Source organism: Mycolicibacterium sp. P4_G11 (assembly GCF_056555145.1).
In genome coordinates, this window is record NZ_JBFUJW010000006.1 from 516626 (window position 1) to 536659 (window position 20034).

The 20034-nt window shown below is 66.6% G+C and carries 16 protein-coding genes; 8 read left to right on the forward strand and 8 right to left on the reverse strand.

Going from position 1 to position 20034, the window contains the following annotated elements; all coding sequences use genetic code 11:
• Nucleotides 1-21: 21 nt before the first annotated feature.
• From AC1U2B_RS16830 to AC1U2B_RS16850, 5 genes are read right to left on the reverse strand one after another with little or no spacing between them, the layout of a single operon-like run.
• Nucleotides 22-657: an LON peptidase substrate-binding domain-containing protein gene (locus AC1U2B_RS16830; RefSeq protein ID WP_480217620.1), complete on the reverse strand. Its 636-nt coding sequence runs from the start codon at nucleotides 655-657 to the stop codon at nucleotides 22-24.
• A gap of 2 nt (nucleotides 658-659) precedes the next feature.
• The gene (locus AC1U2B_RS16835; protein WP_043987978.1) at nucleotides 660-1808 is read right to left on the reverse strand and encodes a glutamate--cysteine ligase; all 1149 of its coding nucleotides are present in this window, start codon (nucleotides 1806-1808) and stop codon (nucleotides 660-662) included.
• Nucleotides 1789-2508: a superoxide dismutase[Cu-Zn] gene (sodC, locus tag AC1U2B_RS16840; protein WP_480217621.1), complete on the reverse strand. Its 720-nt coding sequence runs from the start codon at nucleotides 2506-2508 to the stop codon at nucleotides 1789-1791. The genes AC1U2B_RS16835 and sodC overlap by 20 nt, the downstream gene beginning before the upstream one ends.
• A gap of 10 nt (nucleotides 2509-2518) precedes the next feature.
• Nucleotides 2519-2986: a LytR C-terminal domain-containing protein gene (locus tag AC1U2B_RS16845; protein ID WP_480217622.1), complete on the reverse strand. Its 468-nt coding sequence runs from the start codon at nucleotides 2984-2986 to the stop codon at nucleotides 2519-2521.
• Between the two features lie 41 nt (nucleotides 2987-3027).
• Nucleotides 3028-3336, reverse strand: coding sequence for a nucleoid-associated protein NapA (locus AC1U2B_RS16850; RefSeq protein ID WP_029105136.1), 309 nt, complete (start codon nucleotides 3334-3336; stop codon nucleotides 3028-3030).
• A gap of 221 nt (nucleotides 3337-3557) precedes the next feature.
• On the opposite strand from AC1U2B_RS16850, the gene AC1U2B_RS16855 reads away from it, so the two are divergent.
• Nucleotides 3558-4151: a peptide deformylase gene (locus AC1U2B_RS16855; protein WP_043401167.1), complete on the forward strand. Its 594-nt coding sequence runs from the start codon at nucleotides 3558-3560 to the stop codon at nucleotides 4149-4151.
• Nucleotides 4151-5020, forward strand: coding sequence for an N-acetylglutamate synthase, CG3035 family (locus tag AC1U2B_RS16860; RefSeq protein ID WP_480217623.1), 870 nt, complete (start codon nucleotides 4151-4153; stop codon nucleotides 5018-5020). Before AC1U2B_RS16855 ends, AC1U2B_RS16860 begins: the two co-directional genes overlap by 1 nt.
• 68 nt (nucleotides 5021-5088) lie before the next feature.
• On the opposite strand, the gene gjpA (AC1U2B_RS16865) is transcribed toward AC1U2B_RS16860, so the two are convergent.
• Together gjpA (AC1U2B_RS16865) and gjpA (AC1U2B_RS16870) are read right to left on the reverse strand one after the other, a co-directional pair.
• Nucleotides 5089-6621 carry an outer membrane porin GjpA gene (gjpA, locus tag AC1U2B_RS16865; RefSeq protein ID WP_480217624.1) on the reverse strand — a complete coding sequence of 511 codons (1533 nt, stop codon included), beginning with the start codon at nucleotides 6619-6621 and terminating at the stop codon, nucleotides 5089-5091.
• A gap of 130 nt (nucleotides 6622-6751) precedes the next feature.
• Nucleotides 6752-8323, reverse strand: coding sequence for an outer membrane porin GjpA (gene gjpA, locus AC1U2B_RS16870; protein ID WP_480217625.1), 1572 nt, complete (start codon nucleotides 8321-8323; stop codon nucleotides 6752-6754).
• 651 nt (nucleotides 8324-8974) lie between these two features.
• Here gjpA (AC1U2B_RS16870) and AC1U2B_RS16875 point away from each other — a divergent pair.
• From AC1U2B_RS16875 to AC1U2B_RS16895, 5 genes are read left to right on the forward strand one after another with little or no spacing between them, the layout of a single operon-like run.
• On the forward strand, nucleotides 8975-10447 hold the full coding sequence (locus AC1U2B_RS16875; protein WP_480217626.1) for a DUF3375 domain-containing protein: 1473 nt from the start codon (nucleotides 8975-8977) through the stop codon (nucleotides 10445-10447).
• A gap of 18 nt (nucleotides 10448-10465) precedes the next feature.
• Nucleotides 10466-11134 carry a DUF4194 domain-containing protein gene (locus AC1U2B_RS16880; RefSeq protein ID WP_043401156.1) on the forward strand — a complete coding sequence of 223 codons (669 nt, stop codon included), beginning with the start codon at nucleotides 10466-10468 and terminating at the stop codon, nucleotides 11132-11134.
• Nucleotides 11127-14468, forward strand: a complete 3342-nt coding sequence (locus tag AC1U2B_RS16885) for an ATP-binding protein (RefSeq protein ID WP_480217627.1) — start codon at nucleotides 11127-11129, stop codon at nucleotides 14466-14468. Before AC1U2B_RS16880 ends, AC1U2B_RS16885 begins: the two co-directional genes overlap by 8 nt.
• A 10-nt stretch (nucleotides 14469-14478) precedes the next feature.
• Nucleotides 14479-15264 carry an exodeoxyribonuclease III gene (locus AC1U2B_RS16890; protein WP_480217628.1) on the forward strand — a complete coding sequence of 262 codons (786 nt, stop codon included), beginning with the start codon at nucleotides 14479-14481 and terminating at the stop codon, nucleotides 15262-15264.
• Nucleotides 15265-16272 carry an alpha/beta hydrolase gene (locus AC1U2B_RS16895; RefSeq protein WP_480217629.1) on the forward strand — a complete coding sequence of 336 codons (1008 nt, stop codon included), beginning with the start codon at nucleotides 15265-15267 and terminating at the stop codon, nucleotides 16270-16272. It begins immediately after the preceding gene.
• Here the strand turns inward: AC1U2B_RS16895 and AC1U2B_RS16900 are convergent.
• Nucleotides 16269-16829, reverse strand: a complete 561-nt coding sequence (locus AC1U2B_RS16900) for a TetR/AcrR family transcriptional regulator (RefSeq protein WP_043402029.1) — start codon at nucleotides 16827-16829, stop codon at nucleotides 16269-16271. The two genes, AC1U2B_RS16895 and AC1U2B_RS16900, sit on opposite strands and share 4 nt — an antisense overlap.
• 113 nt (nucleotides 16830-16942) lie before the next feature.
• Between AC1U2B_RS16900 and AC1U2B_RS16905 the strand changes: the two genes are divergently transcribed.
• Entirely contained in the window at nucleotides 16943-20029 is a 3087-nt protein-coding gene (locus AC1U2B_RS16905; RefSeq protein ID WP_480217630.1) for an MMPL family transporter, read from the forward strand.
• Nucleotides 20030-20034: the final 5 nt, after the last annotated feature.

Genomic DNA, 20034 nt, shown 5'->3' on the forward strand with positions numbered 1-20034 from the left:
GCACGGAAGTGCTGAACCCTGTCATTCCTCCGACAGTTGGAACTCCACCATCGCCGTGATGCTCTCGACCGCCTCGTCGAGCGCGTCCAGCCGGGCCGCCGCATTCGGCGCAGCCAGCACCGAGTACTTGTCGGCCTGACCGATCGGCAATAGGGAGGCCAGGGCGTACAGGCGTTGTCCCACATCGGGTTTGACGGTCCTGGCCAGGATCGAGCCCCGATCCCGCAGCCGAGCGCCCTGAATCGAGGCGATGCGTTCGAACAGCGCGATGATCCGGTCCTCGATCGCCACGATCGACGACTCGGGCACCACCGGCCCCGGCTCGTCGGGCCATCGCTCGATCTCGGCGCGCGGGTACGGATCATCGTTGTGCCACTGCAGGATTCGGATGCGATCGGTCACGCTGCAGCTCAACATGTACCGGCCGGTCCCCTGCGGCTGACACCGGTCGATGCGCGCCAGCGCCCCCACCGAGCACCGGGCTTCGCCGCCGCCGACCTCACGGCCGGCCGAGATCAGCACCACACCGAACACCTGCTCCGCGGCGGCCATACAGTCCCGCACCAGTTCGCCGTACCGCGGCTCGAAGATCCGCAACGGCAGTTCGTCGCCGGGCAGCAGCGCGGATTCCAGCGGGAACATCGGCGTGACGGCCACGGCTACAACTCCAGCTCCGACACCAACGCGTCGACGACTTGCAGCAGGTCCCCGTCGGTCTCCTCGGCGACACGGCGCTGCCGTTGATAGGACCCGCCCAGGGTGTAGATATCGGCGACGCGGGCCAGCTCGTCGGCGCAATTCAACGATGCCGCAACAGGTTCCAGCCGGTTCAGCAGGTCGTCCAGGTCGTCGGTGACGAGCCGCTCATTGCTGTCGGCATCGAGGATGATCTCGGCGTCCAGCCCGTAACGCGACGCGCGCCACTTGTTCTCCTGCACATGCCAGGGCGGCATGGTCGGCAACTGCTCGCCGGCGTCGAGCCGGCGGTCCAGGTCGACGATCAGGCAGTGCGTCAGCGCAACCAGCGCACCGAGCTCGGCGATGTTGGACACGCCGTCGAAAATCCGGACTTCGATGGTCCCCAGATGCGGCGACGGCCTGATGTCCCAACGGATTTCGTTCATGTGGTCGATGATGCCGGTCTTGCGCTGGTCGTAGACGAAGCGCTCGAAGTGCGACCACTTCTGGAAATGGAACGGCAGGCCCGCGGTCGGCAGCTGCTGGAACATCATCGCCCGGTTGCTGGCGTAGCCGGTGTCCTCACCGTCCCAGTACGGCGACGACGCCGACAGCGCCAGCAGGTGCGGGTAGTGGTTCAGCAGCGACGTGATGATCGGCATCACCTTGTGCGCCGACGAGATCCCGACGTGGACGTGCACGCCCCAGATCAGCATCTGCCGACCCCACCACTGGGTGCGCTTGATCAGCTCGGCGTAGCGCTGCCCTTCGCTGAGCTGCTGGCTCTCCCATTCCGCGAACGGGTGTGTCCCGGCGCAGAACAGCTCCATACCGCGTTCCCGCACGATCCGGCGTACCGGACTCAGCGTGGAGCGCAGATCGTCCATGGCCTCGCCGACGTTGTCGCAGACGCCGGTGACCACCTCGACGGTGTTGCGCAGCAGTTCCTTGTGCACGTGCGGTGTCTCGCCGATCTCGGCGATGACCGCGGCGGCCTCGTTGCTCAGGTCACGCGTGTGGGCATCGACGAGAGCGAACTCCCATTCGACGCCGAGGGTCGGTCGTGGCGACCCGGCGAAATCGATCCGCGGTGGGGTGTGGCTGTCCGCGCTACCCGGCAGAGATGACACCGCACGCCACGCGCTTGCCGGAGTCACCGGTATTCATCGAGGTCTCGTCGGCGCCCGGGACGGCACCCTGAATCTGGGCGTACCGATCGGCCGGGATGTTGCCGAAGTTGTCGGCCTTCTCGTGGATGATCAGCGCGGTCTTGTTTCCGGCGAGCAGCTGCTCGGCGGTGACGGCGTCGGTGGTGGTCACCAGCTGCGCGGTGCCGTCATTGCGGACCTGCAGAGAGGCCAGGTCGCCGCTCATCGGGTGCGCGGTGTGGCCCGGAGCCTGGTAGTGCCCGCCGGCGGACAGGAAGTCGCCGGTCGCGCCGCCGGCCGGTGCGACCGAGTTCGGCTCGCACTTACCGGTGGAGTGGATGTGCAGACCGTGGAAGCCGGGTGTCAGCACGCCGCCCTCGGTCGTCTTGACCGTCAGGGTGGCAAAGCCGCCGTTGAACAGGAACTCAGCGGTCGCGACCGTCGCACCGTCGGGGGTCTTCAGCTCGGCGACCAGCTTCTCGCCGATCGGCGCCGCCTGCGGGGCAGCCTTTTCGCCGGCCTTCTCACCATGGCCCTGCGGGGCGTGCTCGACACCGGTCCAGACCGCCGGCGTGGTGCCGGGCACGGAGCTGGGAACCTGTCCCGGAGGGGCACACGCAGCCACCACGGGCGCGATGACCGCAGCGGCGGCAAGGAAGCGAATCGGAGCTGAGATCGGCATGCCCGAGAGCCTAACCGGTCACCAAAACGATCACGCCCGGTCCCTTGTCATTGAGCGCCGGGATACGCGGTTCGACCGGCGCCTCGAGGATTTTGCCGACCGCCTCGGCGGCTTCCTTCTCCCCGGCCGCGTCACCGAAATACACGGTCGTGGCGGCCGGCGGGGCGTCCACGCTCAGGTTATCGGTCTCCGTCACGTTCCACTGCGCCTCGTGCAGCTTGGTGGCGACGGTCTGCGCCGCGCCGGCAACCTCGGAGATGTTGAATACCTTCACGTCGGCTTTGGCCGGCGCGGGCGTCGTCGACGTCGTCGTCGCACTGGCGGACGCGGCGCTGCTGGAGCTGCTCGACGAGCTCGACTCCGAGCTGCTGTCCGAACTCAGTGACTGGAACGCCACGAGCAGGAACACGACACCGAGGAACAGCAGCACCATGACCATGGCGCGCAGGGGTAGTCCGGAAGACTCTCGCTGATTCATTGCTCCCCACCTTATCGAGGCGGACCCTCAGGGCAGAAAAGCTAGGTGATTTCGAAACCGAGCCGACGCGCAGCCTTGGCCTTCTGCCGGCTGGCCCGCTGCCGGCGCAGTCGCTTGACCAGCATCGGGTCCGCGGCCAGCGCCTCAGGCCGATCGACCAGTGCGTTGAGCACCTGGTAATACCGGGTCGCCGACATCGAGAACAGCTCCTTGATGGCGTCCTCTTTGGAACCCGCGAACTTCCACCACTGACGTTCGAAACCAAGAATGTCGTGTTCGCGGCGGGTCAACCCGTCGGCGAGCTCAGAGTCGTCCCCGGATCGCTCAGTACGCGCCATAGCGCCGTCCATTTCGCCCCTGGACCCTTTCTCTGATCTCGGTATATGCCAGCCTGTTTCGTACGTCACAACGGATCTGGGACACACCAGGTGGTTCGGCGAACATTCAACCACGGCGGACGGTATTGAGCCGTGATCGTTACCCGCGAGTCGGATCACGGTTACATTTGCCGGACTCCTCAACGCGGCTGGCGCCTCAACGCTGGATCGTCGTCCGCCTAAGATTGCTCCTCATGGCTGTACGTCCAATCTGCATCGTCGGTGACCCTGTTCTGCACACCGCGACCACTCCGGTGACCGTCGGCGCCGACGGATCCCTTCCCTCCGATGTCGTCGCGCTGATCGACGACATGTACGAAACGATGGACAAGGCCAACGGCGTGGGCCTCGCGGCCAATCAGATCGGTGTCGGCCTGCGGCTGTTCGTCTACGACTGCGCCGACGACCGCGGCCAGACCGAGCGCCGGCGCGGCGTGGTCATCAACCCGGTACTGGAGACCTCGGAAATCCCCGAGACCATGCCCGACCCCGACTACGACGACGAGGGCTGCCTGTCGGTCCCCGGCGAATCGTTCCCGACCGGCCGCGCCACCTGGGCCAAGGTCACCGGCGTGGACGCCGAGGGCAAACCGGTCGAGCTGGAGGGCACCGGACTGTTTGCTCGCATGCTGCAGCACGAGACCGGGCATCTCGACGGCTTCCTGTACCTCGACTGTCTGATCGGCCGTAACGCGCGCGCCGCCAAGCGGATGGTGAAGTCGAACAAGTGGGGCGTGCCCGGGCTGAGCTGGATGCCGGGCGAGGTCGACGACCCGTTCGGGCACTGATGCCCGCTGGCGGGCGCGTCGGTAGCCGCGTCTCGCTTCGCTACCGGTTGCCCGAGCCGGAGGTTGAGGCCTTCACCGACGTCGTCGGCCACATCGAGGCACTGAGCCCGCTCGTGGTGGTGCGCACCAAATCGGGTGAGCGCGTCGAGATCAGGCCGACTGACGTGATGTCGGTCCGGGAACTGTCGCACGCCCCGGTGCGCAATTCGGAGATTCGCGCGGTCGAGCATGCCGCCGCACTGGCCTGGCCGGGTACCCAGCAACATTGGATCGACGGCTGGCTGCTGCGGGCGGGTGGACCGACCAAACGAACCAACTCGGCTGTGCCACTGCTCTTTTCGTCGGATCTGACGGCGTTGCCGGCGATCGCCGACTGGTATGCCGCACTCGGGTTGGAACCGTGGGTGGCGCTGCCGGAACGGTTGCTGCCGGTCCGCGCCGAGGGCGTGGAGCCGAATCGGGTGTTGACCCTCGCCTTGTCGGGCGGTTCGGATGCCGCGCTGCCGTCGCACCCCGACGACCAGTGGCTGCGGATTCACGGAGCCGACGTGCCTGCCGAGGTACTGAGCGCCGTCGTCGACGGAGAAGTGGCGTTCGCCACGGTGGGCGATGTCGCGATCGGGCGTGCCGCGGTGACCACGGCGCCCGGCGGCAGGGTGTGGGCGGGGTTGTCGGACGTCGTCGTGCTCGAGTCGGAGCGTCGGCGCGGACTGGGCCGCGCCGTCTGCGCGGAGATGCTCGCCTGGGCTGCGGGCCGCGGCGCGACGCACGCCTACGTTCGGGTCCCCGACGACAACACCGCGGCGATAGCGCTGGCCGAGTCGATCGGTTTCCGGCTGCATCACCGCGCCAGGTACGTATTGCTGTGACGCCGAAACTACGGTTTCTCGCGCGGCATCGTCGGCACACGAGAAACCGTAGTCTCGGCAGGTTCTAGCTAGTGCGCGTCAGCACCTGCGTGGGTCGAACCACTTTGGCTTGCAGTGGATTTCGCCGGGGCCGGCTTCTTGACAGGCTTCGGCTTCTCCGACTTCTGCTTACTCGGCTTGGTCTCGGACTTCGTCTCCGACTTCTTGGTCTCGGACTTCGTCTCTGACTTTGTGTCCGACTTGGTCGAGTCCGGCTTCGTCGTCTCGGGCTTGGTCGTCTCGGGCTTGGTCGTCTCGGGCTTCGTCGCCTCAGGCTTCGTCGCCTCAGGCTTGGTCGTCTCCGACTTCGTCGCCTCCGGCTTGGTCGCCTCCGGCTTGGTCGCCTCCGGCTTCAAGTTGTCCGACTTCGCGGGCGTAGCGGGAGTCTCCGAGCCGGCCTGGGTGGCGGGCTTCACCTGGGTAGCCGGCTTCACCGCGAGTGCAGTCTGCGGGATCGAGGTGACCGAGTTGTCTGTCGTCGCCTTGGTCACCGACACCTCGGTGGCGGCGGTCGGATTCACGGCGGGTGCCTTGGGGGCCAACGGGTTTCCGGTGCCGCTCCAGCCGATGGCCTTGGCCAGAATGTGCCCGAGCGACATCAGCGCACCGATCGGTCCGACGCCTTGGCCGGTGATCGGCAGGTCGAGCGGGAACCCCATGACGCCGGTGGTGACGACCTGACCGAGCGAGTTGAGGATCGAACCGCCGATGTTGTTGGCGGCGCCGGTGACGGGGTCCACCCCGGTGACGCCGGGCGTGAGCAGCCCACCGAACTGGATGCTCAGATCGTGCAGGGTCGTCTCATGGGTCAGGAGTCCGGAGCCGTTGATCAGTGGCGCCAGCGCGCCGAGGTTGAGGTTGGCTCCGTTGAGGAAACCGCCGACCACCTTCGCCGGAATGTTGATCACGTGCTGCAGTGCGGCCATTGCGTCACCGGTGGACAGCGCCGCTCCGGCCGCGGTGAGGCTGTTGACCAGCGCCACCACTGGGCTGATCGCCGGACCCGCCAAGCCGATCAGGACGCCGCTGAGCGGCGAGGCAAGAAAGTTGAGGACCTGGGTGATCACCTGTGTCGCCCGCGGGTCGTTCTCCGTCGGGAGCAACTTCGGCATGATGTTGAGCGCCATGTAGTGCCAGCCGTCGAGCGATCCGAAGGCCTGGCCGGTGTTGTAGTCGGTGTTCAGGAGCGTGGCGGCCTGAACGACGGACTGCACGTTCTTCACCACCTGACCGAGCACCGTTCCGATGCTGCCCGGGTTCTTCAGAATTGCTCCGAGGTGGCTCACCTGGTTGGCCAGAATCTGCTGGAGCAGCACGGCGGGCGCCGCGGCGAATTCCTTGCCGAGTCTCTGCGCACTGGCACCGGCCGTCTCGAATACGTCCTGCCACGGCTGCAGCGGGTTGTACGCGGCGGTCAGCTGCACCGCGGCCGTGCTGACCGAAGGCAGCGCCGGCAGGTGGGTCGTGGCGGGTGTCGACGCCAGCAGTGGGCTGACCACGATGGCCGCCGTGGTCGCTGCGCAGATACCCGCCTTGGTATGGCGACGGACCGCTGAATGCATGAGAACGACTCCCTCTTTCCGAGCTGATTGGGGTTGATGTGGGTACGACAAAGCGCTCGGTTGACTGACGGAGAGTTCCGGGCGGGAATCRGTGGGTCTCCCCCGAGCAGGGAGACCCACCGACAACTGACTACTTGCTCGAAGCGCCCGAGGCGTGCGAGCTGGCACCACCATCGGCACCGTGCGACGAACCACCTTCGCTTGCAGTGGATTTCGCCGGAGCCGGCTTCTTGACGGGCTTCGGCTTCTCCGACTTCTGCTTGCTCGCCTTTGTTTCGGACTTCTTGGTCTCGGACTTCGTTTCCGACTTCGTGTCGGACTTGGTATCCGACTTGGTCGAGTCGGGCTTGGTCGAGTCCGACTTGGTGTCCGACTTGTGGTCATCGGCCTTCGTCGGCGTCGCCGGTGTTGCGGGCGTAGCCGGGGTCGCCGGCGTGGCAGGCGTCTCCGGGGTGGCCGGCGTGGCCGGGGTCGCGGGCGTGGCCGGAGTTGCGGGAGTCTCCACCTTGGCCGGGGTCTCAGCCTTGACTGGCGTCTCTGCCTTGGCTGGGGTCTCCGGCTTGGCCGAGGCCGGGGCGACGGCCTTCACCGGGGTCACCGCCAACGCGGGCTGCGGGATCGAGGTGATCGAGTTGTCCGTGGCCGCCTTGGTCACCGACACCTGGGTGGCGGCAGTCGGATTCGCGTCGGGCGCCTTGGGGGCAAGCGGATTACCGGTGCCGCTCCAGCCGATGGCCTTGGCCAGCAGGTGGCTGAGGTTCACCAGCGCACCGATCGGCCCGATGCCCTGACCCGCGATGGTCAGAGGATCGTTCGGGGCAAGCGACGTGAGAGCGGTCAGCCCGAGGGAGTTCAGGATCGAGCCACCGATGCCACTCATGTCCATGCCGGTCACGCCGGCAGTGAACAGGCCGCCGAACTGGATGTTGAGTTTCTGCAGCTCGTTGCCGGCGGGCATGGTCTTGGTGATCAGCGGTGCCAGCACATCCAGGTTGAGGTTGGCTCCGTTGAGGAAGCCGTTCACCATGGCAGCCGGGATGTTGATGGCAGCTTGCGCCGCTGCCATCGCGTCACCACTGGCCAGTGAGGTGGCAATCTTGGTGATGCTGTTGACCAGCGCCACCACCGGGCTGATGCCGGGACCCACCAAACCCATCAGCACGCCGCTGAGCGGTGACGCCAGCACGTTGACCACCTGCGTGACGATCGCGGACGCCTGCGGGTTGCCGGCCGTCGGGAGCATGTTCGGCAGCATCTGCGCCACCAGGCCGTGCCAGACGTCATTCGAATCGGCGATGGTCCAGTCTTCTGGCTTGGTACCCAGCAGCGTGGCGGCGGTGATCGCCGACTTCACGTTCTGGCCGACGTCCTGGAGCACGGCGCCGATGTTGCCGGGGTTCTGCAGGATCGCCCCCACATGGCTGATCTGGTTCGCCAGGAACTGCTGCAGCAGCACGGCCGGCGCCTCGGAGACCACTGCGCCGATGCGCTGCGCGTTCTGCGACGCGGTGTTGAACGCGGCGAGCCACGGCTGCAGCGGGTTGTACGCCGCGGTCAGCTGCACTGCCGCGGTACTGACCGAAGGCAGCGCCGGAAGGTGGGCGGCGGCAGGCATCGAAGGCAGCAGCGGGCTGACCACAATGGCCGCCGTGGTCGCTGCGCAGATACCCGCCTTGGTATGGCGACGGACCGCAACATTCATGAACAAACTCCTTCAGTTGTCTGCTTACTGGCGGGTAATTTACCGACGAGTAACTCAGTTAATCCAGAGTTTTTGACGAAGTCGTAACGAATCAATAGCGACCGCCGTTACTTCGCGGCCCACACCATGCCGGTCGCGGTCTTAGCCGGTAAACCACCATTAATAGTCCGGCTAACCTTCCGGGCAAATGGCCAGTCGGCAAACCCATTTAGGTGGCCGAGCGACCGCTCCGCGAGGCCCCGAGCGCACGGGTTCACCACCTCGATATATTCCGATTAGTAATGCTCAGGCGCCATATTTACGTCGTGACCGGCAACACATCACATCGTGATCGTGACTCGGATCTCACATGCACCAACCGTGGCCGGTGAGGCTCGCCTGGGACGCCCCGTACCCGTCCCGAGCAAATCGGATACGGGCCGGATCGGCGTCTCGGAGCAGTTGCTGCACCCGCCCGCGCCGGAGGCGGTGCGGGAACCGGCCGGTGTCCACATACTGAGACCAAATGTGGGACGGGCCGTCCCCGGCAATATCAGCAAGCACCTTTCGGGCCTCAAACCGGAGCCACCGCTGACGCCGACCGCCAGTTCGCCAAGTATCTTGGACCGGCGGTGGAACGCACCGAAGAGTCAGGTTGGTCAGGGGTTGCGGGTGCAAGAGAATGCGGCGCTGTCGGCGGCCGAGTTGCTCGAACTCAACCGCGACGTTCAGGGCTCGCGCGCAGTCCGGCTGCTGGCCACCAACAACCTCGGGGTGTACGCCACCCTGATGGAGCGGCACCTCAGTGACGGCATGGTCGCCGAGACCGAGCTGGTGGTCCGGCTGGAACGCGATCTGGCGGCCCTCGGCGAGACCGACGATCAGCTCGGCCAGTCCGGCCTCGCCCTGATCAAGTTGTGGGCCAGCCAGGGCTGGCTGCATCGGGTGGCCGAGAACCGTGCCGGAGCAGAACGCAACGTCTGCTATCTGACGCAGGACGCGCGACGCGCACTCGACTTCGTCCGCGGCATGCGCCGGGGCGACAGCATCGCCACGGGCGGCTCGATCAGCGGCATCGCATCCCGCATGCGCCAGATCGCCACCCGCGCCGGCAATGACCCCGACCGCATCCGGGCCGGCATCGAAGCCGACATCGCCGCGCTGCACCGCGAGCTCGACGAGCTGGAAGCCGGCCTGCGGCCCGAGCCCGACGTCACCGACATGTACGACGAGGCCCGCGCCATCGCGCTGCAGATGGAACGGTTGATCACCGACATCGGGCTGTACGGCACCATGATCGAGCAGGCCACGCAGGCGCTGGACGATCCCATCGACACCAACATCGAGTACCGCGACCGGCAGCGCCAGATGTACGCCGACTATCAGGCGGCGTGGGATTCGGCGGGCCGCGATTCGCACCGGGCGTTCCTGCGGATGATCAACGACCCCGACCAGCGCGCCGAATTCGAGACCGACATCGCCACCGTCGCGTCTGCCCTCCCGGAGCTCGACCCGGCGTTGCGCAAGGTGATGGCCGGGTTCTTCGAGCTGATCGGACATCAGATCGACGAGGTCGAACGCATCCAGCAGCGCTGCGCGCAGCGGGTCAAGCGGTTCACCGCGGTCGGCACCATGGAGTCCAGCCGCGGCGTCGCCCGGCAGCTCAACGAGGCGATCGGCGCGGCCCGGGCGCTGCTGAAGTCGTCACTGACCGACTCCCGGCTGGACATCGAAGTCCCGCTGGCGCGTCACGCGATCAGCTCGATCGGCGCGCTGAGCTTCAAGATCGGTGACCTGTCGGCGCCGAGGCAGGCTGAAGCGGCACAAGGCGACGTCGACCTGTCCAGCTTCGCGGCGCTGACCACCCAGGTCGATGCACCGGCGATGTCCGAGATGCTCAATTCCGCGGTCGCCCGCCGACCGGTGTCGCTGGCCGAGGCCGTCGCACTGCTGGATTCGGCGTACCTGGGCCACGTCATCGTGTTGTGGTCGTGGGCCCTCAAGCAACCCTCGGGACCAGGCGACCCGGGTGACAACACAATGTCGGTGCGCTTCCGTTCGCTCGACGGCCGAGACCGCGAGATCGAGGTGCCGTATCTGATGTTCACGGAGCCTGTTGCGGTGGCGGGAGCCTTACATGACTAGCCCTGGCGGAGGCCAATAATGACCGACAGCCCAATCGATTTCGCCTCCCTTCCCGAGGTCGACGGCGCCAGCCGGGTGGCGCAGCAGCGTCGGCCCCGGTTCGACGGCGACGTCAGCGCCATGCCGGACCGGGCCTGCTGGGCACTGCAGCACCTGCTGACCCGCCGCTATATCAGCAGCGAATCCGATCGCGACATCTACAGCTGGATCCTGGAGTACCGCAACGAATTATCGGTGCGGCTGTCCGAACTCGACCTGCAGCTGCGCATCTCCGAAGGCGTCGACATCGCGTTCATCGAGCAGGCCCGCTACGAGTCCGCCAAGGGCATCAAGGTGTTGCGGCGCGAGCCGCTGGGCACCTACGACTCGATTCTGGCGCTGCACCTGGCGCAGATGATGCGCGCCGGCGGCGACCAGAGTTTCCTGATCAGCCGCGACGAGATGCACGGCATGTTCACCGGGGTGCTCAACGAAACCGACCGCGACGCCGTGACTTTCACCGCCCGGATCGACGCTGCCATCGCGCGTCTGACCGGTCTCGACATCCTGCGCCGCAGCCGCGACGACGAAGACAGCTACACCGTGAGCCCGGTGATCACCGCGGTGATGACGGCCTCGGTGATCACCGAGTTGCAACAGCAGTTCGAACAACTCACGGGCACTGGGGGATCCGATACAGATGTCTGAGCAGTTCCACCTGTCCCGGCTCCAGATCATCAACTGGGGTGTGTTCGACGGCTACCACACGATTCCGTTCAGTGCCGGCGGTTCGCTGGTCGCCGGTGCCTCCGGCAGCGGCAAATCGTCACTGCTGGACGCCATCTCACTCGGCTTCCTGCCGTTCAACCGGCGCAATTTCAACGCCTCCGGTGACAACACCGCGGCCGGCTCGAGCGCCGGCCGCCGCACCGTCGACAAGTACGTCCGCGGCGCGTGGGGTCAGCGCAGCGACGCGGGCACCAGTCAGGTCATGTACCTGCGCGGCGACGGCACCACCTGGTCCGCGGTCGCGGTCAGCTACACCAGCAACACCGGCCGCACCATCACCGGCCTCGTGCTCAAATGGCTTACCGGAGAATCACGTTCGGACTCCTCGAGCCGGTTCGTCATCGGCGACGGCGATCTGGACATCGAGGACGTGTGCAACCGGTGGGCCGCGGGCCGGTTCGACACCGGGGTGTTCAAGGAAAACGGCTGGCGGTTCACCACCAAGGTCGAGTCTCAGTACCTCGCGCAGCTGTACGCCTCGATCGGCATCCGGGCCTCGGACGCCGCGCAGCAGCTGCTCGGCAAGGCCAAGTCACTGAAAAGCGTTGGTGGACTGGAGCAGTTCGTCCGCGAGTTCATGCTGGACGAGCCGGACAGCCTGGCCCGGCTGCCCGAAGCCCTCAAGCAGATCGACCCCCTCGTCGAGGCCCGTGAACTGCTCGCTGTGGCCCAGCGCAAGCGCAAGATCCTCGGTGACATCGAGGCCATCCAGGTGCGCTACGCCTCCGAGTCGACCGACCTCGGCATCATCGATCTGGTCGACCTGCCGATGGTGCGGGCCTACACCGACCACGTCCGGCTGCGGCACTGTCCCGCCGAGATCGAGACGCTCGACGCGACCATCGACCAGCTGGAGCACGAGAACGCCGACCTGACCCGGCAGCTGAATCTGGCCAAGGCCGAGGGCGATTCGCTCAATGCCCAGATCAACGGAGCATCGGCGAATGTCGCCCCGCTGCAGTCGCAGGTAACTGCGGCCGAGGCGCAGGCCGACGATGTGGCCCGCCGGCGTGCGGGATACGAGGAGATGGTCGCGGCCCTTGGCGTGGAAGTGCCCGACAGCGCCGACGAATTCTGGAATCTGCGCGAGGAGTTGACCCGCCAGGCCACCGAGATGCTGGGCAAGTTGGAGTGGGGCCGCGATACCTCCACCGACGCCGAGTACGCGCAGAAGTCGGCGCGAATCCTGCGCGACAACGCGGCCAAGGAGCTCAAGCGCGTCGAGCACGTGGGCTCGGCGCTGCCCGAGTCCGCGGTCACGATGCGCGACCAGATCTGCGCGGGTGTGGGCATCGACCCCGCCGAACTGCCCTATGTCGCCGAGCTTTTCGATCTGCAGCCCGAGCACACGCGGTGGCGCCTCGCGGTGGAGAAGGTGCTGCGCCCGGTCGGCCTGCGGCTGCTGGTGCCGGATCAGCACTACGCCAAGGTGCTGCGGTTCGTCAACGAGACCAACATGCGCGGACGCCTGGCGCTGCACCACGTCCGGGCCGGCTCATCCGGTCGCGAGGCAGAACCGAACACGTTGGCGGGCAAGCTGTTCCTGGTCAAGCCGAAGCATGCCTGCGCTGCCGAGGCCGTAGATGTGATCGCCGCGGCCGGTGACCACATCTGCGTGGACACCCCCGACGTGTTCGTGCGGTTCCGCCGCGCCGTCACCGATACGGGTCTGTACAAGGACTCCGACCGGCTGGCCATCAAGGACGACCGGCGCCCCATCAAGCCGTCCGAGTACATCTATCAGGGCGACATCAGCTCCAAGCTGGAGGCGCTGCACACCGAGCTCACCGAGGCCGAGGAGGCCTTCGGCGCCGCCCGTCGTGCCGCGGATGAGATTGCGGCGCAGCGGCAACGCTGGCGCGACCGGGCCGCGGCCTGCAAGGCCGTCTACGAGCAGTTCCCGCAGTGGAGCCAGATCGACACCGACACCGCCGAAGGCCATGCCGACCGGCTCCGCGAACAGTACGACCTGCTGCTGGCCGACCACCCCGACATCGAGGCGCTGTCGGCCCGCGCCGAGGAATGCTGGGTCGACATCCAGACCCTGATGACCCGGCGCGGCGCCATCCAGACCCGGCGCGACGATCTCGACGGCCGTCGTACCAAGCTGATGGACCTGCAGGACCGGCTGTCCCCCGCCGACGTGTCGGAGCACGCGACAGATCTGTTGCGCCGCTACGCCGCTGACGTTCCGGTGCCGCTGGAACTGCTCAACCCCGAGCCGCACCGTGAAGCGTTGTTCGCGGCCATCCGCCGCGAACGCGACCAGCTCACCGAGAGCCGCCGGCGCTCCTACGAGGAACTGTCGCGGATCGTCGCGACGTTCGACACCTCGTTCCCGGACGCCATCCCGAACGACTCGGATGACTTCGACGAGCGCATCTACGACTACGTCGCGGTCTGCCGCCACATCGACGAGCGCGAGCTACCCGACGCCTACGACCGCATGATGCGGCTGATCACCGAACAGGCGCCCGACGCGATCCTGACGCTGCACCGCGTCGCCGAGCAGGAGACCCGGCGGATCAGCGAGCAGATCGACCGGGTCAACACCGGTTTGGGCGCAGTGGAATTCAACCGCGGCACGCGGCTGACGCTGCGCGCCAACCCGCGCAGCATGGTCGCCGTCTCCGAGCTGACCGACATCGTCAAGGCCATCTCGCGGCGCATCGCCGAGGTGGGGCTGGGCGACAAGAAGGCCATCCTCGATCAGTACGCCGACATCCTGCGCCTGCGGAACCGGTTGGCCGGCAACAACCCCGAGGACCGGGCCTGGACCCGCGACGCACTCGACGTGCGTAACCGCTTCACGTTCGACTGTGCCGAGTGGGATGTCGCCAACGACGAACTGATCCGCACGCACAGCAACGCCGGCGACAATTCCGGCGGCGAGCAGGAGAAGTTGATGGCCTTCTGCCTGGCCGGTGCGCTCAGCTTCAACCTGGCCAACCCCGAAAGCGGCGACAACAAACCGGTTTTCGCGCAGCTGATGCTCGACGAGGCGTTCTCCAAATCCGACCCGCAGTTCGCCTCGCAGGCCCTGCAGGCGTTCCGCAAGTTCGGCTTCCAGCTGGTGATCGTCGCAACGGTGCAGAACGCCACCACCATTCAGCCGTACATCGACGGTGTGGTGATGGTGTCCAAGTCCGAGGCCACCGGTCGCAATGCCCGGCCCGTCGCCAACGTCGCCACCAAAACCATCACCGATTTCACCGCCCTGCGTCGGGAACTGAAAGTCCCCGAACCTGTCTGATCGGAGCGTCATGCGTATCGCCACCTGGAACGTCAACTCCATCCGTACCCGGGTCGACCGGGTCACGGACTGGTTGTCCCGCGCGGACGTCGACGTGCTGGCCATGCAGGAAACCAAGTGCAAGGACGACCAGTTCCCGACCATGCCGTTCGCGGCGCTGGGATACGAAGTGGCGCATGTCGGACTCAGCCAGTGGAACGGTGTGGCGATCGCGTCCCGCGTCGGACTCGATGACGTCCAGGTCGGTTTCACCGGCCAACCTCAGTGGCAGGACGCCGACGAGGCCCGCGCCATCGGCGCCACCTGCGGCGGGGTCCGGGTGTGGAGCCTGTATGTGCCCAACGGCCGGACGCTGGACGACCCGCACCTGCCGTACAAGCTGAAATGGCTTTCCGCCCTGCGGGATACCGCGACCGGCTGGCTGGCGGACAACCCGTCGTTGCCACTGGCCCTGATGGGCGACTGGAACATCGCGCCGACCGACGAGGACGTCTGGGACATGGCCGAGTTCCAGGATTCGACACATGTCTCCGAGCCGGAGCGCGCGGCGTTCCGCGCCATGAACGACGCCGGATTCGCGGACGTGGTGCGCCCGTTCACCCCGGGTCCGGGGGTCTACACCTACTGGGACTACACCCAGCTGAGGTTCCCCAAGAAGCAGGGCATGCGCATCGACTTCGTGCTGGGCTCACCGGAATTCGCAGCCCGCGTCACTCACGGCGAGATCGTCCGCGAGGAACGAAAGGGCAAGCAGCCCAGCGATCATGCACCCGTGCTCGTGGAATTGGAGAAGTAGATGGCAGCCCTCCCGATTGTCCATGCCACTGAACCGGCCAGCCTGCGCGCCCGCATCATCCACTTCTTTGCGTCATTGTTCTTGGCCCGCATCCTGATTCGCGCGCTGACCAAGGCTGGGTACGAGGCCACGTCACGCCGGATCGTGCGGGTGGGGCAGAACGTCAACCGGCTCGCCAGTCTGCAGCGGCGTCGACTGCCGCGCGGCGTTCGATTGGTCGCCGAACCCTGGAACGATCTGCCGGCCGAGTGGGTTTCGCCCGCTGACGTCGACGCGCCGATCACCGACGGGGTCATCCTCTATTTCCACGGCGGCGGATTCGTCCTCGGTGATCTGAACACCCACCTGCGTGCCGTCGCCGCCCTCTCGCGCGTCACGCGATTGCCGTTGGTACACATCGAGTATCGGCAGTACCCCGAGGTCGATCTGGAGACCACCATCCAGGACTGCCTCGGCGCCTACCGCGAGCTGCTGAGCCGGGGCGTCGATCCAGCCAAAGTGATCATCGCCGGCGACTCGGCCGGCGGATTCCTGGCGTTCGCCACCGCGCAGCAGGCTCCGAAGCACGGGCTCCCGAGTCCCGCAGGGGTGGTCGGCATTTCGCCCCTGCTGGAATTGAACAACGCCGCGCGCGCTGCGCATTCGACCGCGTCGACGGACGTCTTCGGGATTGCCGCCGGCTTCCCGGTTATCACCGAGCGCATCTGCCCCACTGGAAATCTCGACCAGTTGGAGCCGGTGTCCGGCCCCATGGATGCGATGCCGCCGTCCCTGATCGTCGTCTCCGCAACGGAATCACTGCTGTGCGACGCCGAGCGGATGCAGGACAGGCTGCACCACGCGGGGCGCTCCTGCGAGGTCATGGCCTGGCCCAGTCAGCTCCACGCGTTCCCGGCCATATTTCCCGGGCTGCCCGAGAGCCGTCGGGCGTACGCGCGGATGGCCAGTTTCATCGACGAGTGCCTTTCGGGCACGGCCACCGACGTACCACCCGCGCAGTCCGCCTAACGCAGGAGTTGCTCCACCGACTCGACAAGCGCTTCCTCGACCCGGCGTAGCGGCAGTTCTGACTTGGTCGACTGCGACATCACAATGGCGCCCTCCACCGCCGCCACGGTCAGCGTCGCCTGACGGGCCGCATCGTCGGCTGACAGCCCAGCGGATTCCAGCCCGGCAGCGATCCGGCGCTCCCAGTCGAGGAAGACCTCACCGGCGGCGTCGGCCGCTCCGGGTGCCTCACTGCGGCCGAGCGCGGCCGCGACGATCGGGCAGCCGATCTCGAAGTCGCTACTGGTCAGATTCGCGATCCACATCTCGACGAAGGCCCGTACGGCGCCGACCGGGCCCCGCTCACCGATCAGCCGGTCGATGCCGTCTGCGAGCATGTTGCCCGCCGTCACGGTCGCGTCAGCCACGAGTTCGGCCTTGCCGCCAGGGAAATTCAGGTAGAGCGACCGGCGTGCGGTACCGCTGCGTTCGAGCAGCTGACTGAGTCCCGTACCCGAAACGCCCTGGCGCCGAATCAGATCGATGGCTGTGACGACGAGCCGGTCGCGGGCACTCATGTGATGCATCTCCCTGTCCTACGGCATTGTTCGCATACCGTTCGGTCTACTAGCGTCTCCCTCCAATAGTAGACCGAACGGTGTAGTTCCGGTCTCGAATCGAGGGGGTCCCGGTGGGGCACAACAGCAGGTTTTTCGCTGCAACCAGCCGTTTCTGTGCCAAATGGGCGTGGTTGGTCATCGGCTTCTGGATCGCGGTGGCCGGGCTTCTCAACGTGGCCATCCCCCAGCTCGAACAGACCGTCGCAGCCCACTCCGCGCCGTTCATGCCCACGAACATCAAGGCCGCGCAGACGCTGCGCGAGATGTCCGACGCATTCGGCGTCCCGCGGTCGTCCGCCGTGGGCAGCGTGGTGCTGGTCGACGAGCGTGGCATCAACGCGGCTGACGAAGCCCTGTACCGGGACATCGTCGCCACCCTGCAGCGCGACAAGGCCAACGTCGCCTACGTGCTCGACACCTACGACAACCCGCAGTTGCGCGACATCGCGCTCAGCCCGGACCACAAGGCGATCAACCTGGTGATGGCCGGCACCGGTGACGTCGGGTCCACCAAGGCACACAAGAACACCATCGAGGTCCGCAATCAGCTCCAGGCCCTACCCAAACCGCCCGGGGTCGGGGTGTACCTCACGGGACCGTCACCGACATTGGCCGATCTGTTCAGCGCCATGGACTTTTCGCTGCTGATCATCACCGCGGTGTCCGTCCTGCTGATCACCCTGGTGCTGCTGATGGTCTATCGGTCCCTGGCCACTGCGATGGTTCCGTTGCTGACCATCGGCATCGCCCTCGGCGTGGCCCGCCCGATCGTGTCGCTGCTTGGCATGGCCGGGGTACTCACCGTCTCGAACTTCACCATCTCCCTGATGACCGCGATGCTGCTCGGCGCCGCCACCGACTACGCCATCTTCATCCTGGCCGGCTATCACGAAGCGCGGCGCGCCCAGGTGCCCGTCGACGATGCGATAGCTCAAGCCGGACAGCGGGTTTCGGGCATCCTGATCGCGTCGATGTTGACCATCGCAGCAGCCGCCACGGCCATGGGGTTCACCGAGCTGGGCATGTTCAAGGCCGCGGGCCCACCGATCGCCATCGCGATCGTCGTCGGCCTGGCCGTCTCGATGTCCCTGCCCTACGCCCTGCTGTCGATCCTCGGCGGGCGTGGCCTGGCCGAACCACGGCCCCTCAACGACCGCCGCTGGCGCCGTATCGGGTCGACCATGATCCGCCGGTCGGGAGTGCTGGTGGCCGCATCGCTGGTGATACTGCTCAGTTCCGCAATGGTTCTCACGACTTTCCGGGTGAACTTCGACGAGAACTCCATGCAGCTCGACGACACCGAGAGCGCCATCGGCTACCAGAAAACCTATGCGCACTGGGGTGTCAACGAGGCGGCGCCGGAGTACCTGATCGTCTCGGCCGACCATGACATGCGGAACACCGACGACCTGGCCGCACTCGACCGCGTCGCCGGCCGCATCGCCGGCATGCCCGAGATCGCCTACGTGCGCTCGATGACCCGGCCAGCCGGAAAGCAGTTGCCGCAGACCACCATCGGTTACCAGGCCGGCATTGTGGCCGACCGGCTGGGCGATGCCAAGAACCAGGTCAACAAGGCCGTCCCCGATATACACCGGCTCGACTCCGGTGCGGCTCAGCTGCGCGATGGCGCCGCCTCCGCGGTGACCCAGATTCCCCAACTGGTCTCGGGCATAAAGCAAGTGACCGGGCTGGCCCATCAGGTACTCGACGGATACCAGGCCGCCGGTGCGGGGCTGTCGACGCTGACCGACGGCACCGTGGATGTCCGCTCGGCATTGGCCGATCTCAGCTCCTCCACCGGATTGCTCGATGCCGCGTTGCAGGCCATCGACGGCAACGCACAGGTCGCCGACGCCGGCCGGCTGGTGAGTTCGGCACTCGGCGCCGCGCTGGATCCGCAACCCGGACCGGACTGCCTGATGAACCCGGTGTGCAGCCGCGCCCGGGCGGACATCGCCGACCTCGACGCCATCTCCAACGGCGCGGTCAGCCGCGCACTGGTGCAGACCCAGCGCCTCAGCGCAATCCCCCAGGTCACCGTCGAGAAGGTGCGCGCCGCCGAGCCGGCCATCCGAGATGCCTTGGCCACGTTGCAGAAAATGGTCTCGAACCTGCCGGGTGGTTCGCCGGCGCAGGCGCGCGTCCAGCTGACCGAGCTGGTCCGTGGCGCCGATCAGCTCAGCGCCGGGATGACCCGCCTCGCGGTCGGGCTCGATCAGGTCAAGGGCGGCGTCGACCGGGTGGTCGACATGTCAGGCCGGCTCACCGACGGACTCGGCCAGGCGACGGACTACCTGACAACCCTGAGCACGCACACCACCGACGGCCCGGCGAGCGGCTTCTACCTGCCGCCGCAAGGCTTTTCCGACCCGAAGTTCCGGGCCGCGCAGGACCTGCTGTTCTCCCCCGACGGCAAGACGGCGCGCATGCTGGTGGTCTGGAAGATCAATCCGTACAGCGCCCAGGCGCTGGACGCGTCGCGTGCACTGGCTCCGGCCGCGGTTCAGGCCGCCTCTGAAACTTCTTTGCAGAATGCACATTTCGCCAGCACAGGACTGGCTACACTCTCGGCCGACATGCGCGACCAGGTGTGGCACGACTTCGCCCTATACGGCGTCGTGGCGATCCTGGGTGTGCTGCTGGTGTTGATCGCGCTGTTGCGCAGCATCCTCGCGCCGGTGTTCATGGTTGCCGTGGTGACGCTGTCGTTCGCTGCCGCCGCCGGATTCAGTGTGCTGGTGTGGCAGCACCTCATCGGGGTCGACGTGGACTGGTCGGTGTTCCCGGTGTCCTTCATGGCGCTCATCGCCGTCGGCGCGGATTACAGCATGCTGTTCGCCGCACGCATCCGCGAAGAGTCCGGCGACGGCATGATCCGCGGCATCATGCGCAGCTTCGGCAGCACCGGCAGCGTCATCACCACCGCCGGAATCGTCTTCGCGCTCACCATGTTCGCGTTGATGAGCGGCCGAGTGATGAACCTGCTGCAGATCGGGTTCACCATCGGCGTCGGCCTGCTGATCGACATCACCCTGGTGCGCACCGTGCTGGTGCCGGCAGCCATGGCCATGATCGGCAACCGCATCTGGTGGCCGAGCAAGCCCATGGCCGCGACGACACACTCGACGCCCGTTCCCGCGACCGTCGACGCTTAGGTGGG

Bases quoted from the DNA above. Each gene is read 5' to 3' on its own strand.
- sodC (WP_480217621.1), bottom strand. From the start codon at position 2,508: ATGCCGATCTCAGCTCCGATTCGCTTCCTTGCCGCCGCTGCGGTCATC.
- AC1U2B_RS16845 (WP_480217622.1), bottom strand. From the start codon at position 2,986: ATGAATCAGCGAGAGTCTTCCGGACTACCCCTGCGCGCCATGGTCATG.
- AC1U2B_RS16850 (WP_029105136.1), bottom strand. From the start codon at position 3,336: ATGGACGGCGCTATGGCGCGTACTGAGCGATCCGGGGACGACTCTGAG.
- AC1U2B_RS16855 (WP_043401167.1), top strand. From the start codon at position 3,558: ATGGCTGTACGTCCAATCTGCATCGTCGGTGACCCTGTTCTGCACACC.
- AC1U2B_RS16860 (WP_480217623.1), top strand. From the start codon at position 4,151: ATGCCCGCTGGCGGGCGCGTCGGTAGCCGCGTCTCGCTTCGCTACCGG.
- gjpA (WP_480217624.1), bottom strand. From the start codon at position 6,621: ATGCATTCAGCGGTCCGTCGCCATACCAAGGCGGGTATCTGCGCAGCG.
- gjpA (WP_480217625.1), bottom strand. From the start codon at position 8,323: ATGAATGTTGCGGTCCGTCGCCATACCAAGGCGGGTATCTGCGCAGCG.
- AC1U2B_RS16880 (WP_043401156.1), top strand. From the start codon at position 10,466: ATGACCGACAGCCCAATCGATTTCGCCTCCCTTCCCGAGGTCGACGGC.
- AC1U2B_RS16885 (WP_480217627.1), top strand. From the start codon at position 11,127: ATGTCTGAGCAGTTCCACCTGTCCCGGCTCCAGATCATCAACTGGGGT.
- AC1U2B_RS16890 (WP_480217628.1), top strand. From the start codon at position 14,479: ATGCGTATCGCCACCTGGAACGTCAACTCCATCCGTACCCGGGTCGAC.
- AC1U2B_RS16895 (WP_480217629.1), top strand. From the start codon at position 15,265: ATGGCAGCCCTCCCGATTGTCCATGCCACTGAACCGGCCAGCCTGCGC.
- AC1U2B_RS16900 (WP_043402029.1), bottom strand. From the start codon at position 16,829: ATGAGTGCCCGCGACCGGCTCGTCGTCACAGCCATCGATCTGATTCGG.